The organism is Leifsonia virtsii (assembly GCF_030433675.1).
GTDB classification, from domain to species: Bacteria; Actinomycetota; Actinomycetes; order Actinomycetales; family Microbacteriaceae; genus Leifsonia; species Leifsonia virtsii.
The window spans coordinates 93930-109141 of the sequence record NZ_JAROCB010000004.1; the positions used below are offsets into that span (position 1 = coordinate 93930).

The 15212-nt window shown below is 71.1% G+C and carries 13 protein-coding genes; 8 read left to right on the forward strand and 5 right to left on the reverse strand.

What is annotated here, in order from left to right:
* The first annotated feature begins 10 nt into the window (after positions 1 to 10).
* The 4 genes from P5G59_RS14490 to P5G59_RS14505 are packed head-to-tail and all read left to right on the forward strand — an operon-like array spanning position 11 to position 3202.
* Positions 11 to 1318, forward strand: a complete 1308-nt coding sequence (locus P5G59_RS14490) for a thymidine phosphorylase (RefSeq protein WP_301219705.1) — start codon at positions 11 to 13, stop codon at positions 1316 to 1318.
* 10 nt (positions 1319 to 1328) lie between these two features.
* Complete coding sequence (locus P5G59_RS14495) at positions 1329 to 2447, forward strand: adenosine deaminase (protein ID WP_301219706.1); 1119 nt, start codon at positions 1329 to 1331, stop codon at positions 2445 to 2447.
* 24 nt (positions 2448 to 2471) lie between these two features.
* Positions 2472 to 2933, forward strand: a complete 462-nt coding sequence (locus P5G59_RS14500; RefSeq protein WP_301219707.1) for a PTS sugar transporter subunit IIA — start codon at positions 2472 to 2474, stop codon at positions 2931 to 2933.
* On the forward strand, positions 2930 to 3202 hold the full coding sequence (locus P5G59_RS14505; RefSeq protein ID WP_301219708.1) for a PTS sugar transporter subunit IIB: 273 nt from the start codon (positions 2930 to 2932) through the stop codon (positions 3200 to 3202). The genes P5G59_RS14500 and P5G59_RS14505 overlap by 4 nt, the downstream gene beginning before the upstream one ends.
* 1 nt (position 3203) lies before the next feature.
* Here P5G59_RS14505 and P5G59_RS14510 read toward each other — a convergent pair whose 3' ends face one another.
* Together P5G59_RS14510 and P5G59_RS14515 are read right to left on the reverse strand one after the other, a co-directional pair.
* On the reverse strand, positions 3204 to 4382 hold the full coding sequence (locus P5G59_RS14510; RefSeq protein WP_301219709.1) for a Fic family protein: 1179 nt from the start codon (positions 4380 to 4382) through the stop codon (positions 3204 to 3206).
* A gap of 71 nt (positions 4383 to 4453) precedes the next feature.
* A complete protein-coding gene (locus tag P5G59_RS14515) occupies positions 4454 to 4756 on the reverse strand; it encodes an ArsR/SmtB family transcription factor (protein WP_301219710.1) in 303 nt (100 codons plus the stop codon).
* Positions 4757 to 4805: 49 nt separating this feature from the next.
* On the opposite strand from P5G59_RS14515, the gene P5G59_RS14520 reads away from it, so the two are divergent.
* Entirely contained in the window at positions 4806 to 5993 is a 1188-nt protein-coding gene (locus P5G59_RS14520) for an MFS transporter (RefSeq protein WP_301219711.1), read from the forward strand.
* Position 5994: 1 nt separating this feature from the next.
* Here P5G59_RS14520 and P5G59_RS14525 read toward each other — a convergent pair whose 3' ends face one another.
* Positions 5995 to 7698 carry a phospho-sugar mutase gene (locus tag P5G59_RS14525; protein ID WP_301219712.1) on the reverse strand — a complete coding sequence of 568 codons (1704 nt, stop codon included), beginning with the start codon at positions 7696 to 7698 and terminating at the stop codon, positions 5995 to 5997.
* Complete coding sequence (locus P5G59_RS14530) at positions 7695 to 8528, reverse strand: purine-nucleoside phosphorylase (RefSeq protein ID WP_301219713.1); 834 nt, start codon at positions 8526 to 8528, stop codon at positions 7695 to 7697. The genes P5G59_RS14525 and P5G59_RS14530 overlap by 4 nt, the downstream gene beginning before the upstream one ends.
* 83 nt (positions 8529 to 8611) lie before the next feature.
* Here P5G59_RS14530 and P5G59_RS14535 point away from each other — a divergent pair, with 83 nt between their 5' ends.
* The 3 genes from P5G59_RS14535 to P5G59_RS14545 all read left to right on the forward strand — a co-directional run bounded on the left by P5G59_RS14535 (position 8612) and on the right by P5G59_RS14545 (position 13356).
* The gene (locus P5G59_RS14535) at positions 8612 to 10048 is read left to right on the forward strand and encodes an NAD(P)H-quinone dehydrogenase (protein ID WP_301219714.1); all 1437 of its coding nucleotides are present in this window, start codon (positions 8612 to 8614) and stop codon (positions 10046 to 10048) included.
* 16 nt (positions 10049 to 10064) lie between these two features.
* The gene (locus P5G59_RS14540; RefSeq protein WP_301219715.1) at positions 10065 to 11930 is read left to right on the forward strand and encodes a cation:proton antiporter domain-containing protein; all 1866 of its coding nucleotides are present in this window, start codon (positions 10065 to 10067) and stop codon (positions 11928 to 11930) included.
* A gap of 88 nt (positions 11931 to 12018) precedes the next feature.
* A complete protein-coding gene (locus P5G59_RS14545) occupies positions 12019 to 13356 on the forward strand; it encodes a hypothetical protein (protein WP_301219716.1) in 1338 nt (445 codons plus the stop codon).
* On the opposite strand, the gene P5G59_RS14550 is transcribed toward P5G59_RS14545, so the two are convergent.
* Positions 13353 to 15116 (reverse strand): acetyl/propionyl/methylcrotonyl-CoA carboxylase subunit alpha, encoded by a 1764-nt coding sequence (locus tag P5G59_RS14550; RefSeq protein WP_301219717.1) that lies wholly within the window; start codon positions 15114 to 15116, stop codon positions 13353 to 13355. The two genes, P5G59_RS14545 and P5G59_RS14550, sit on opposite strands and share 4 nt — an antisense overlap.
* Between the last annotated feature and the right edge of the window lie 96 nt (positions 15117 to 15212).

Genomic DNA, 15212 nt, shown 5'->3' on the forward strand with positions numbered 1-15212 from the left:
GAACACATCCGTGACCGACCTTGCAGGAGCGGTCGAGGCGTTCGACGCCGTCGACCTCATCAGGACCAAGCGCGACCGGGGCGAGCTCAGCACCGCCGAGATCGACTGGCTGGTGGACGCCTACACCCGCGGCTACGTGGGCGACGAGCAGATGTCCGCGATGACGATGGCGATCTTCCTCAACGGGATGACCCGCCGCGAGATCAAGGACCTGACACTGGCGATGATCGCGTCGGGCGAGCGGATGGACTTCTCAGGGCTCGGGAAGCCGACCGCCGACAAGCACTCCACCGGCGGCGTCGGCGACAAGATCACGCTGCCGCTCATGCCGCTGGTCGCGACCTTCGGCGTCGCCGTGCCGCAGCTCTCCGGTCGTGGGCTCGGCCACACCGGCGGGACGCTGGACAAGCTCGAGAGCATCCCGGGATGGCGCGCACACCTCAGCAACGAGGAGATGTTCGCCCAGCTGCAGAACGAGGGCGGCGTCATCTGCGCCGCCGGCTCCGGCCTCGCGCCCGCCGACGGCAAGCTGTACGCGCTCCGCGACATCACCGGCACGGTCGAGGCGATCCCGCTGATCGCCTCCTCGATCATGTCGAAGAAGATCGCGGAGGGCACCGGCGCGCTCGTGCTGGACGTGAAGTTCGGCTCCGGCGCCTTCCTCAAGGACATCGAGCGCTCGCGCGAACTGGCACGCACCATGGTGGAGCTCGGCCGCGACGCCGGCGTCGCCACCTCCGCGCTGCTGACCGACATGAACGTCCCGCTCGGCCTCACGATCGGAAACGCGAACGAGGTGCGCGAGTCGGTCGAGGTGCTCGCGGGAGGCGGACCGGCCGACATCGTCGAGCTGACGGTCGCCCTCGCCCGCGAGATGCTCGCCCTGGCCGGCCGGCCGGACGAGGACGTCGAGGCGGCGCTGAAGGACGGCCGCGCGATGGACAAGTGGCGCGAGGTCATCCGCGCGCAGGGTGGCGACCCGGATGCCGCGCTCCCGGTGGCGAAGGAGACGCACACGGTCGTGGCAGAGGAGGACGGCGTCCTGGTCGAGCAGCAGGCGCTGCCGTTCGGGATCGCCGCGTGGCGTCTCGGCGCCGGCCGCGCCCGCAAGCAGGACCCGGTGCAGCACGCCGCGGGCATCGACCTGCACGCGAAGCCGGGCGACGAGGTGAAGAAGGGGCAGCCCCTGTTCACCCTCGCTGCCGACGAGCCCGCCCGCTTCGAGCGCGCGCTGGAGGCGCTGGACGGCGCCTACCGGCTGGCGCCGCTGGGCACCCCGTTCGAGCGCGGCCCGCTGATCGCCGATCGCATCGCCTAGGGTTGAGGCCATGAGCGACGCCTGGAACGAGTACACGCTGGCCGACGGCACGGAGATCCGGCCGCTTCCGAAGGTCTCCCTGCACGACCACCTCGACGGGGGGCTCCGCCCCGCGACGGTGCTGGAGCTCGGCGAGGAGATCGGGCTCGAGCTCCCGGCCCGGGATGCCGCGGAACTCGGCCGCTGGTTCGCCGAGAAGTCGAACTCCGGCTCGCTCGTCGAGTACCTCAAGACCTTCGACCTCACGACCGCCGTGATGCAGACCCGCGAGGGCCTGCGCCGCGTAGCGCGCGAGTTCGTGCAGGACCTCGGCGAGGACGGCGTCGTCTACGGGGAGATCCGCTGGGCTCCCGAGCAGCACCTCGGCGGCGGCCTGTCGCTGGACGAGACGGTGGAGGCCGTGCAGGAGGGGGTCGAGGAGGGCATCGCCGACGTGCGTTCCGCCGGCGGCCGCATCCGCGTGGGCCAGCTCGTCACGGCGATGCGCCACAACGACCGCGGTCTGGAGATCGCCGAGCTCGCGGTGCGCCACCGCGACCGCGGGGTGGTCGGCTTCGACATCGCCGGCCCGGAGGCGGGTTTCCCGCCCTCCAACCACCGCGCGGCGTTCGACTACCTCGCGTCCGAGTTCTTCCCGGCCACCGTCCACGCGGGCGAGGCCGACGGACTGGAGAGCATCCGCAGCGCCCTGCTCGACGGCCGGGCGCTGCGCCTCGGCCACGGCGTGCGGCTCGCCGAGGACATCACCATCGAGCGGCAGGACGACGAGAACACGTACGTCACGCTCGGCACCCTCTCGCAGTGGGTGAAGGACCGCGAGATCGCACTCGAGACCAGCCCCACCTCCAACCTGCAGACCGGCGCGATCGCGGCCTGGGGCGACGACATCCTCGACCACCCGTTCGACCTGCTGTACCAGCTGGGCTTCCGGGTGACGGTGAACACGGACAACCGCCTGATGAGCGGCACGACCCTGACGCGCGAGCTGAGCATCCTTGCGGACGCCTTCGCGTACGACCGCACCGACCTCGAGATCTTCCAGCTGAACGCCGCGGCCGGCGCCTTCCTCCCGCTCGAGGAGCGTGAGGAGCTGGCCGAGATCATCACAGCAGGTTTCGAGGGTTCCTGACGGCTCGGGCGTTAGTCTGAAGTCATGCCACTGCCACCGCTGCCTGATTCGGCCGTCACCGTCGGCGCACACGCCGCCGACTGGCGACAGGCGGTGGAGCTGGCGGGGGAGGCCCTCGCGCGCTCCGGCGCCACCGAGCAGGGCTACGGCCAGCGGATGATCCAGGTGATCGAGGAGTTCGGCGCCTACATCGTGATCGCCCCCGGCCTTGCGCTGGCCCACGCACGACCGGGCCCCGACGTGAACTCCGACGGCCTCTCCGTCGTCACGCTCGACGAGCCCGTGGTCTTCGGCCACCCCCACAACGACCCGGTGTCCGTGGTGATCGGCCTGGCCGTCTCGACGCCGGAGGCGCACGTCACCAGCGTCGCCGAGCTGGCGAACGTGTTCAACGACCCCGAGTCGATCCCGGCCCTCGCTGCCGCGACCGACGTGGCCGACGTGCAGCGCATCCTGACGCTGACGGAGGAGGAGGCGCAGCGGTGAAGATCGTCGCCATCTGCGGCGTCGGGATGGGCACCTCCGGCATCCTGAAGGTCAACGCCGAGCGCGTGCTCGACCGGCTGGGCATCGACGCGGAGGTCACCGCGTCCGACATCGGCAGCATCGACCAGGCGGCCTCGAACGCCCAGATCGTGCTCACGTCGCCGGAGCTCGTCGAGCGCATCGGCAAGACGAACGCCGACGTGATCGTGGTGAACAACTACTTCGACCTCGAGGAGCTCGAGCAGAAGCTCGACGAGGCGCTCGGCTAGGTCAGTCGCACACGCGGCGACCGGTGCGGTCCGAGAACGCGGTCAGTGCGTCGAGGACCTCGGGGTTGATCCACGTGCGGTTGCGCTTCGCGGAGTTGCCGCGCTGCAGGATGCCGTACTCGACCAGCGTCTCCAGGCCGTTCACGACGGCGGGCCGGCTGGCGCCGGTCAGGCGCTCCGCCGTGACGGCGTTGAGCACCGGGTATTCCAGCGACAGGGAGGCCAGCTTGCGGCCGACGGCGCCCGCACGGATCGGAGCCAGCGACTCCTGCCAGGCCTGGCGGAGGCCGATGAGGTCGTCGGCGAGCTGGTCGGCGTTGGCGACGGCCGCCAGCGACGCATCGGCGAAGACGCGCACGATGGGCTCGGCGTCGCCGGAACGGTAGGCATCGAGCGCGTCGAAGTAGCGACCGATGTCGGTCAGCAGGCCCGCGGACACCGGCACCGCGAGGTGGCGCAGGATGTCGCCGTGCCGCAGCATCGAATGCGCGAGCGCCCGGCCGGTGCGGCCGTTCCCGTCGGGGAAGGGATGGATCGTCTCGAACTGCGCGTGCGCGATGGCCACCTGCGGCAGCACGGGCAGATCGACGCGCCGCATGAACAGGATGAGATCGTTCATGGCTGCGGCCACCCGCTCGTGGTGCGGGGGGGCGAAGGCGGCGGTCTGCGGGAGAGCCCCGCCGATCCAGACCTGCTCCTGCCGGTAGCCGCCGGTGAGCTCTGGGCTCGACTCGTCGAGCAGTGCGGTGTGCATCGCGATGATCGACGCGTTCGAGATCTCGTCCGCCAGTGCGAGCGCCGCCTCCATCGCGTGGACATTGCTGACGACGAGGCGGGCGTTGCCTTCCGCCCGCTCGCCGATGACGGCTTCGGCGATGGCTCGGGGGCCTGCCGTGAGCTGCTCGATCTGCGAGCTGGACGCGGACTCGGTGCGCAGCAGGATCGCGGAGAACGGTGCGATGAACTCGGAGCGTTCTCCATCGAAGCGGACCAGTTCGCGGGTGGCGTCGTCGCAGTCGGCGAGCAGCTCGCCGGAGAACGTGAAGTCGGCGGACGCGAGCGAGGCGGGGATGGCCGCCTGGTACGGCTCGCGTCGTCGCAACTGCATGCGCCGCGACGCGTATTCGACCTCCAGGCGCTGTGGAAGTCGCCGCGTCTCGTAGGTCAGCGCCGTCGACATGCTTTCACACCCCTTACTCTTATGAAAGGTTACCGCCATAACCTTTCATAAGGAAGGTGCTTATGAAAGCTTCAGTCGGGGAGCAGTGCATCCATGAGCCCGGGAAAGCGCGCGTCCAACTCGTCGCGCCTCAACTGGATCTCGTGGGTGCGGCCGCTGACGATCGTGCGGGTCACTCCCGCCTCGCGCAGCGTCTTGAAGTGGTGCGCCATGGTCGACTTCTGCACGTCGACGCCCCACTCGGTCATCGTCTTCGGGTGCGGCCGGCCGTCGGCGAGCGCGCGCACGATCTGCAGGCGGATGGGGTCGGCGACGGCGCGGAGCACGTCGACGAGCTGCACGTCGGCGATGTCGGGGGAGGGATAGTCGCTCATCGTCACCAATTGTTTGACAAACATCGAACAATCGCCGTACCTTAACGGTATGACGTTCGTCGAACAATCGTACCGCAGGACGCTTCCCGCTCTCCTGGTCCTCGCACTCGCCCTCTTCGTGGTCGGCACCAACGCGTTCGTCATCGCCGGGCTGCTCCCGCAGGTCGCCGCCGGGCTCGGCGCCACCGCGACGCAGGTCAGCTGGTCGATCACGAGCTACTCGCTCGTGGTCGCGGTGGCGGCGCCGGCGGTGTCCATCCTTCTCCCACGCGTGCCCCGCGCCACACTGATGGCCGCGGGCCTCGCCGTCTTCGCTCTCGGCACGGCGGCGTCCGCGCTCGCCCCCGACCTCGGCTGGTTCATCGCCGGCCGCACCTTCTCCGGGCTGGGCGGTGCCGCCCTCGTGCCGACCGCGACGGCGGCGGCCGCAAGCCTCGCCCGGCCCGGCAAGCGCGGGCAGGCGCTCGCGATCGTCGGCGCCGGGTTCACACTCGCCACGGCGGTCGGCTCTCCGCTCGGCACGGCGCTCGGCGGGATGGCCGGCTGGCGGTTCGCGCTGTGGTGCATCGTCGGAATCGCGGCGGTGCTGGTGGTCGCGATCCCGCTCGTCGTCCGCGGCGTCCCGGTCCCGCCGGCCGTGACCCTGCGCCGGCGCCTGGCTCCGCTCGGCGACCTGCGGATCGTCGCGCCGCTCGGCACCACCCTCCTGATGGTGGCCGGCTTCAACATCGTCTACATCTTCTCGGCGGCGGTGACCCACGCCTCCACCGGCGGCTCCGGCGCGCTGCTCGCCGTGCTGCTCCTCGCCTACGGGGTGGCGGGGGTCGCCGGCAACAGCGTCGCGGGACCGCTGACCGACCGCTTCGGCAGCCGGCCGGTGGCGGTCCTCGCGCTGGCCGGACAGGCGCTGACGCTGATCGTGCTGGCCTTCACGGAGGCGTCGTTCGTCGCGTCGGTCGTGGTGTTCGCGCTCTGGGGCGTCGCGGCGTTCGCGATCGCCATCCCGGTGCAGCACCGCCTCGTGCACGTCGAGCCGGAGAGCTCTGCGCTGGCCCTGTCCTGGTACTCGACCGCGATGTACGTCGGCATCGCCATCGCGCCGCCCATCGGAACGCTCGCGCTCGCGGCCGGAGGCCCGGTCGCGGTGCCACTGGCCGGCGCGCTAGTCACGGCTGCGGCGCTCGCCGTGTTCCTGGTCGGATACCTCGCGCGGGCGCCGCGCCCCGTGACGGCCTGAGCTACGCGGTCAGCAGCCGCATCGCCTCGGCGAGGGCGGCGACGCGGGCCGTCGCGGTCGCGCGGCGGTCCTCCACGCTGCCCTCGTCGCTGGACGCGTCGATGTAGATCTTGAGCTTCGGCTCCGTGCCGCTCGGGCGGACCATCACGCGAGAGCCGTCCTCGAGCAGGATCCGCAGCACATCGCTCGGCGGCAGACCGCCGAAGCCGTCGCGCAGGTCGTCGATCTGCGTGACGCGCACCTCGCCCAGATGGCTCGGCGGGGTCGCGCGCAGGGCCGCCATGATCTCGCCGATGCGCGAGAGGTCGGTCACGCGGAGGGAGATCTGGTCGCTGGCGAAGAAGCCGAAGCGCTCGGCGAACCGGTCCAGCTGCTGGGCGACGGTCACGCCGTCCGCGGCGAGGGCGTTGGCGAGGTCGAGGAACGCGACCGCGGCGGAGATGCCGTCCTTGTCGCGGACCGTGTCCGGGTTCACCAGGTAGCCGAGCGCCTCCTCGTAGCCGTAGATCAGGCCGGGCGCTCGCGAGACCCACTTGAACCCGGTCAGGGTGTCGGCGAAGTCGAGCTTGTACGCGCGGGCCACCGCGGAGAGGGCGGGCGAGGAGACGATGGAGCAGGCCAGCGTCCCGACCGGCCCTCGCTCGTCCGCGCGGGTGGACGCGAGCTCCGCGGCGCGCCAGCCGAGCAGGGCGCCGACCTCGTTGCCCGACAGCCGGCGGTAGCCGTCGCCGATCGACGGGTCGGGGATGGCGACGGCCAGCCGGTCGGCGTCCGGGTCGTTGGCGACGATCAGGTCGGCGCCGGCCGTCCGGGCGGTCTCGAACGACAGATCCATCGCGCCCGGCTCCTCCGGGTTGGGGAAGGCGACGGTCGGGAACGCGGGGTCCGGCTCGATCTGGGCGGTCACCGGGACCGGCTCGGAGAAGCCGGCGCGGGCGAAGACCTCGCGGGCCGTGCGCCAGCCGACGCCGTGCATCGCGGTGTAGACGAACGACACGGCGTCGCGAGGAGCGCTGGTGGAGGCGACGGCCACGGTCGCGTCGATGTACGCCTGCTCGACGTCGTCGGAGGCGACCTCGTAGCGGTCGGAGCGCGGCAGGTCGGCGACGCTGCCCTCCGCCACCTCCAGGATGTGCGCGGCGATCTCGGCGTCGACGGGCGAGACGATCTGCGACCCGTGGTTCTCGCCGCCGAGGTACACCTTGTACCCGTTGTCGTTGGGCGGGTTGTGGCTGGCGGTGACCATGACGCCCGCGCTCGCGTCCAGGTGCCGCAGGGCGAACGCGAGCACCGGGGTCGGGAGCAGGCGCGGCAGCAGCACGGCGCGGATGCCCGCGCCGGCCATGAGCTCGGCGGTGTCGCGGGCGAACACGTCGGAGTTCTTGCGGCCGTCGTAGCCGATCACGACGGAGGGCGTCGCGTCCTCCGCGTGCTCCAGCAGCCAGCGGGCGAACCCGGCGGCCGCCTGCGCGACGAGCACGCGGTTCATCCGGTTCGGGCCCGCGGCGATCGCGCCGCGCAGTCCCGCGGTGCCGAAGGCCAGGCGCTCGTCGAAACGCGAGTGCAGGTCGGCCACGGCCTCGGCAGAGCCCGCCTCGGCGGCGACGATCAGCGTCTGGAGCTCGTCCCGGGTCTCGGGATCGGGGTCCTGGGCGAGCCAGGCGCGTGCCTCGGCGAGCAGCTGCGGCGTGTCCTTCGCGCTCACAGCGACTCCACGATCTGGGCGAGCAGCGCGCTGATCACCGGCTCGGCGGCGCGGCCGGCGTCGATGACCTCCTGGTGGCTGAGCGGGGTCTTCTGGATGCCGGCGGCCAGGTTCGTGATGAGCGACATGCCCAGGATCTCCATGCCGGCCTGGCGAGCGGCGATCGCCTCCAGTGCGGTCGACATCCCGACGATGTGGCCGCCGACGGCCTTCGCCATCTGCACCTCGGCCGGGGTCTCGTAGTGGGGCCCGCGGAACTGCGTGTAGACGCCCTCGTCGAGCGACGGGTCGATCGTGCGGGCCAGGTCGCGCAGGCGCCGGGAGTACAGGTCGGTGAGGTCGATGAAGGTCGCGCCCTCGAGCGGGGAGTCGGCCGTCAGGTTGATGTGGTCGCTGATCAGGACGGGCGTGCCCGGCTTCCAGTGCTCCTTGATGCCGCCCGCGCCGTTGGTGAGCACCATCGTGGTCGCGCCGGCGGCCGCCGCGGTCCGCACGCTGTGGACGACGCGACGCACGCCGTGCCCCTCGTAGTAGTGCGTACGTGCGCCGATCACCAGCGCGTGCTTGCCGTTCGCGAGGCGGACCGAACGCAGCGTCCCGACGTGGCCTTCGAGCGCCGGCTTGCTGAAGCCGAGGATCTCGGTGGCGGGGACGGTCGCGACCGTTTCTCCGATCAGGTCGGCGGCCTTGCCCCAGCCGCTGCCGAGGGTGAGGGCGATGTCGTGGCGCTCGACCCCGGTCTTCTCCGCGAGCTGAGCGGCAGCCTCCCGAGCCACCTCGAACGGGTCGGCGGCAGGGTCGTCGAGCGGGTTGGTGATGGATTCCAGCATGAGCCAACTCTACTGACGGGCCACTGTCCACAGGGCAGGCGACGGGGTGCGCATCGGTGCAGCCCATACGGAAGAATGGGGGCATGGCCTATGAATTCGAGCGGAAGCAGCGCATCGCCGTCCTCGGCGGCGGCCCGGGCGGCTACGAGGCGGCCCTCGCGGGCGCCCAGCTCGGAGCGGATGTGACCATCGTCGAGCGCTCCGGCGTCGGCGGTTCGGCCGTCATCACCGACGTGGTGCCCTCGAAGAGCCTGATCGCCACCGCGGAGGCGACCAACTCGCTCGGCGAGGCGACCGACCTCGGCGTGCAGTTCTTCTCCCGCGGCGAGACCGGCAAGCCGGTGCGCCCGGAGATCGCGGTCAACCTCGCCGCCGTGAACAAGCGGCTGGTCGGGCTCGCCCGGCAGCAGTCGGAGGACATGCGCGCCGAGCTGGTGCGCTCCGGCGTCCGGATCGTGACCGGTGAGGGCAGGCTCGACGGGTCGAGCGCCGTCATCGTCTCCACCTCGAAGGGCGACACCGGCACCGACTTCGACCGGGTGGAGGCCGACACGATCGTCGTCGCCGTCGGCGCCAGCCCGCGCATGCTGCCCTCCGCCATCCCGGACGGGGAGCGCATCCTCACCTGGACCCAGCTCTACGACCTGCAGTCGGTGCCGTCGCACCTCATCGTCGTCGGCTCGGGCGTCACCGGCGCCGAGTTCGCCTCCGCGTACACCGCGCTCGGCTCCAAGGTGACCCTGATCTCGTCGCGCGACCAGGTGCTCCCGGGAGAGGACGCGGACGCGGCAGGCGTGATCGAGAACGTCTTCCGGCGCAACGGCATGCAGGTGCTCTCCAAGTCGCGCGCCGAGTCGGTGGTGCGCACGGAGGACGGCGTGGTCGCCACCCTCACCGACGGCCGCACGATCGAGGGCTCGCACTGCCTGATGGCGGTCGGCTCCGTGCCGAACACGGCCGGCATCGGGCTGGAGGAGGCCGGCGTCCAGCTGACCAGGAGCGGGCACATCCGGGTCAACCGCGTCGCGCGCACGTCCATCCCGAACATCTACGCCGCCGGCGACTGCTCCGACTCGCTCCCGCTGGCGTCCGTCGCCTCTATGCAGGGCCGTACCGCCGTGTTCCACGCCATGGGCGACGCGGTCACCCCGATCGAGCTGCGCAACGTCAGCTCCAACATCTTCACCCAGCCCGAGATCGCGACCGTCGGCTGGAGCCAGAAGCAGATCGAGGAGGGCATCGCGCAGGGCGACATCTACAAGCTGCCGCTGAAGTCCAACCCGCGCGCCAAGATGCTCGGCATCCGCGACGGCTTCGTCAAGCTGTTCGCTCGCACCGGCTCCGGCACGGTCATCGGCGGCGTCATCGTGGCGCCGCGCGCCTCCGAGCTCATCTTCCCGCTCGCGCTCGCCGTGGAGCAGCGGCTCACGGTCGACCAGGTCGCCCGCGCGTTCACCGTCTACCCGTCGCTCTCGGGGTCGATCACCGACGCCGCCCGGGCCATGCACATCGTGCTCTGACGAGGGGATCCGGGGAATGGAGGTCGCACTCGTCATCGGGGTGCTCGCGGTGCTCACCATCGCTGCGGCGACCACCATCGGTCCGAAGTTCGGGGTCGCGTCGCCGCTGATCCTCGTCGTGGTCGGCATCCTGGTCAGCCTGCTGCCGTTCGTGCCCGCCGTGACGATCGAGCCCGAGTGGATCATCGCGGGAGTGCTGCCGCCGCTGCTGTACTCAGCGTCCGTCTCGATGCCCGCCATGAACTTCCGGCGCGAGTTCGGGGCGATCGGCGGGCTCTCGGTGCTGCTGGTCGTGGTCAGCTCGGTCGTGCTCGGCCTGTTCTTCGCCTGGCTCATCCCGGGACTCGGCATCGGCTGGGGCATCGCGCTCGGCGCCATCGTCAGCCCCACGGACGCCGTCGCGACGGGCATCGTGAAACGGGCCGGCATCTCGCCGCGCGTCGTCGCGATCCTGGAGGGGGAGAGCCTCCTGAACGACGCGACGGCGCTGGTGCTGCTGCGGGCGGCTATCGCCGCGGCGGCGGTCGCGACGTTCAGGATCGGCGACGTGACCCTGTCGTTCGTCTACTCGGTGCTGGTCGCCGTGGTGTTCGGCGGGGTGGTCGGCTGGCTCAACCTGCGGGTGCGCTCGCGGGTGAAGGATGCGACCGTCAACACGGTGATCTCGTTCACCGTGCCGTTTCTCGCCTCGATCCCCGCGGAGGCGCTCGGGGCCTCCGGGCTGGTCGCCGCCGTCGTCGCAGGGCTCGTGACCGGCAGCAGGGCGCCGCGACTGCTGTCGCCGGAGCACCGGCTGTCGGATGCGCAGAACTGGCGGACCGTCGAGCTCATCCTCGAGGGCCTCATCTTCCTGACCATGGGGCTCGAGCTGTTCGGGATCCTGCAGAAGGTCCAAGAGGACCACTCCGGCGTACTCCCCGCCGTCGGCATCGCGGCCGGCGCGCTGGTCCTGACCATCCTCGTGCGTGCCGCGTTCGTGGCGCCGCTCCTCGCCCTCCTCGCGCGGCGGCACCGGCGCGGGCAGCGGATGCGGCCACGGCTGGAGCAGCTGCAGGTGCACCTCTCCGACCCGGAGTCCGTGCAGCGCGGGATCGCGCAACGTATCGCCCCGCCGGAGGGGCGGGCGCTCACCGCGGGCGCCGAGGCGGACCCCGCCGAACGGCTCCCCGCGGTCGAGGACGGCACAGACCAGGACCGCATCGCGGACGGGGTCGCCAACGGCATCTTCCTCCCGGACACGCGCGACGGCGGACAGCGCCCGATCTCTCCGAAGCAGGCCGAGCGGCGACGCCGCAGGCTCGCCCGGCGCGGCGTACCGACGGTGGAGAACCTCACCCGCTTCGGCACGCGCCTGCGCCGGCTCCTGGCCGACATCGACTACTTCACCGACGCGCCGCTCGGCTGGCGCGAGGGCACGATCGTGGTGTGGGCCGGGATGCGCGGCGCGGTCACCGTCGCCGCCGCGCAGTCCCTGCCGCAGGACGACACCCCGGGTCGTTCGGTGCTGGTGCTGATCGCGTTCCTCGTCGCCGCGGGCTCGCTGCTGCTGCAGGGCGGAACGCTCGGCTTGGTGCTGCGCCTGGTGAAGCCGGCATCCGCCGACCCGCAGGCCGAGCGCGACGAGCGCCGCCGCCTGCTCGAGCTACTCCACGAGGCGGGCGAGACCGTCCCGCTTCCGTCGACGACGGAGCGGACCCCGGAGGCGTTCGCCGCGCACAAGGCCGCGCGACTCGCCCGCATCCGGGCGCAGCGCGACGCCCTGCTCGACGCCCGCGACGACGGCACGTTCAGTGCGGACGTGCTGGCCGGAGCCCTGAGCAACCTCGACGCCGACGAGATCAGCATCGACCTCAAGGGCGACCCCACCGAAGCGACCGGCTGAGGTCGGAATACCGTCTATCCGAGGCGATACTCGTCGTTCTACCCTTGGGCCGGGCGGCCTGTCGGCCGGTCTCTCAGCGAGGAGGCGCGTGGTGTTCGAGGTCGCGACGCAGAAGATCGACATCACTCCGGCCGCGGGCTATCCGATGGCGGGCTACGGGGCGGATGCACCTCGGCTCGCCGTCGGGACGAATCGGCCCCTGTTCGCCCGCTGCACGATCATCTGGAACGACGGGACCCCATTCGCGCTCGTCACGGTCGACGTGCTCGGATTCCGCCAGGACACGCACGACCAGATCCGTTCGGGAGTGGTCGGCCTCGGCATCGCAACCGAGCGCTTCGTGCTCACCGCCACCCACACGCACAACGGCCCCGTACTGACAACGGGCTTGGACCCGTTCATCGCGTACGACCTGGAGAACCTGACGTCGGTGGGAACGTATACGACCTGGCTCGCGGCCACGGTCGTGACCCTGGTCGCACAGACGAAGACCGCACCACGGACGTCGTGCACCCTCGACTACGTCGTGCTGGACGAGGACTTCTCCTTCAACCGGGAGGGGCTGCCCTACGCCGAACGCGACGTCCCGTGCCTCGTGGCGCGCGCCGCCGACGGGACGCCGCGGGCCGTCCTGTTCGGCTACGGCGCGCACCCCGTGGCCGCAGGTGCCCAGACCACCTTCGACCCCGACTATCCCGGGCCTGCGATCGACGCCGTCGAGCGCGAGTGGGACGGCTGTTTCGCACAGTTCCTGACGGGGCCCGCAGGCGACCAGAATCCCGTCGCGACGGGCTCCTTCGACGATGTGGAGGGATTCGGAGGGGATCTCGGGGCGACGATCGTCGATTCCATCGGCGCTCCCGGACGAGAGCTCTCGGGCCCGGTGGCGGCGGCCATGCGGTACGTCGCTCTGCCCCTCGATGTGGCACTCACCCCGCTGAACGTCGCCGAGGTGAGAGCCGACTACGCGCGGCGCGCCGGCAACTCGGGAATCGTCGGCTACGCCCGGCGGCACGCGCTCCGGATGACGCAGCTCATCGACGCGACGCCGCTCACCGCTCTGGAGCGCACGGTGAGCCTGCCCGTCCAGAAGTGGACCATCGGCGGTGAGACGCCCCTGGAGATGCTCTTCAGCGGGGGCGAGGTCGTCTCCGGCTTCGCCGTGGTGATCCGCGGAGAGTACGGCGGTTCGGACCGTGTGTGGTTCCTCGCCTACTCGAATGACGTCCCGGCCTATATCCCCAGCGACGAGCTCCTCGCGTCGCCGACGTATGCGGGCGGTTTCGATGCGGACTTTCCCGGCATAGCGGGAGGTTCGATGGCGGTGTACGACCACTGGGCGCACTTCTCCCGCAGCACGCCTCTCAGTGACGGCGTGGAGCAGACCTATCTTGCCGCCCTCAGGGGGCTGCTCGACACGGTCTAGACGATGTTCAGCAGCAGGTGGCCCGACGAGACCGTCTCGCCCACCGAGGCGTTGATGCCGGAGACCGTGCCGTCCTTGTGGGCGGTGAGCGGCTGCTCCATCTTCATGGCCTCGAGCACGAGCACCAGGTCGCCCTTGACGACCGGGTCGCCGTCGGCGACCGCGACCTTGACGACGGTCGCCTGCATGGGTGCGGTGACCGAGTCGCCGGTGGCCGTGTCGACGGCGCTCGACGTGCCGCGCCTGCGCGGTGCGGGGGCTGCGGACGGCTCGCCGGCGCCGCCGCTCAGCAGCTTGGCGGGCAGCGAGACCTCGATCCGCTTGCCGCCGACCTCGACCACGACGTTGCTGCGGCGCTCCGCGGCCGGCTGCTCGCCCAGCTCGCCCGACCACGGCTCGATCTCGTTGACCCACTCGGTCTCGATCCAGCGGGTGTAGACGGAGAACGGTTCGCCGTCCTGCGGGGCGAACGCGGGGTCGCGCACGATGGCGCGGTGGAACGGGAGGACGGTCGGAAGCCCCGCGACCTCGAACTCGTCGAGCGCGCGGCGCGAGCGCTCCAGCGCCTCCTCACGGCTGGCGCCGGTGACGATCAGCTTCGCGAGCATGGAGTCGAACGAGCCGCTGATGACGTCGCCCGCCTGGATGCCGCTGTCGACACGGACGCCCGGCCCGCCCGGCGCCTTGAAGACGTGCACGGGACCGGGCGAGGGGATGAAGTTGCGGCCGGCGTCCTCGCCGTTGATGCGGAACTCGAACGAGTGGCCGCGCGGGGCGGGGTCGTCGTAGTCGAGCTCGCCGCCCTCGGCGAGCCGGAACTGCTCGCGCACCAGGTCGATGCCGGTGACCTCCTCCGAGACGCAGTGCTCGACCTGGAGGCGGGTGTTCACCTCGAGGAAGGAGACCGTGCCGTCCTTGCCGATGAGGAACTCGCAGGTGCCCGCTCCCTGGTAGCCGACCTCCTTGAGGATCGCCTTCGACGACGTGTACAGCTTCTCGGTCTGCTCCGGCGTCAGGAACGGCGCGGGCGCCTCCTCGACGAGCTTCTGGTGACGGCGCTGCAGCGAGCAGTCGCGCGTGGAGACGACGACGACGTTGCCGTACGCGTCGGCGAGGCACTGGGTCTCGACGTGGCGCGGCTGGTCCAGGTACTTCTCGACGAAGCACTCGCCGCGTCCGAACGCCGCGATCGCCTCACGGGTGGCCGACTCGAAGAGCTCCGCCACCTCCTCGCGGGCCCGGGCGACCTTGAGGCCGCGTCCGCCGCCGCCGAACGCCGCCTTGATCGCGACGGGCAGACCGTAGACGTCGACGAAGTCGAGCACCTCGGCCGCGTCGGCGACCGGGTTGAGGGTGCCCGGGGCGAGGGGAGCGCCGACCTTCTCGGCGACGTGCCGGGCCGAGACCTTGTCGCCAAGGCGCTCGATGGCGTCGGGGGACGGGCCGATCCAGGTCAGCCCCGCACCGATGACGGCGCGCGCGAAGTCCGCGTTCTCGGCCAGGAACCCGTAGCCGGGGTGCACGGCGTCCGCGCCGGACCGTCGCGCCACCGAGAGCAGCTTGTCGATGACGAGGTACGTCTCCGCGCTCGTGGTCCCGTCCAGCGCGTAGGCCTCGTCGGCGAGCCGGACGTGGAGGGCGTCGCGATCCTGGTCGGCGTACACGGCGACGGACGCGATTCCGCTGTCCTTCGCCGCACGGATGACACGGACGGCGATCTCGCCGCGGTTGGCGATCAAAACCTTGGTGATACGTGGCACAGTTCCCTAGCCTATTGCTCGATATCAGAGTGGATTTGGGCGAACCCGACAAAAATGGGACCCGCGAAGCTCATGCAGCCTACAACGCCCGGAAAC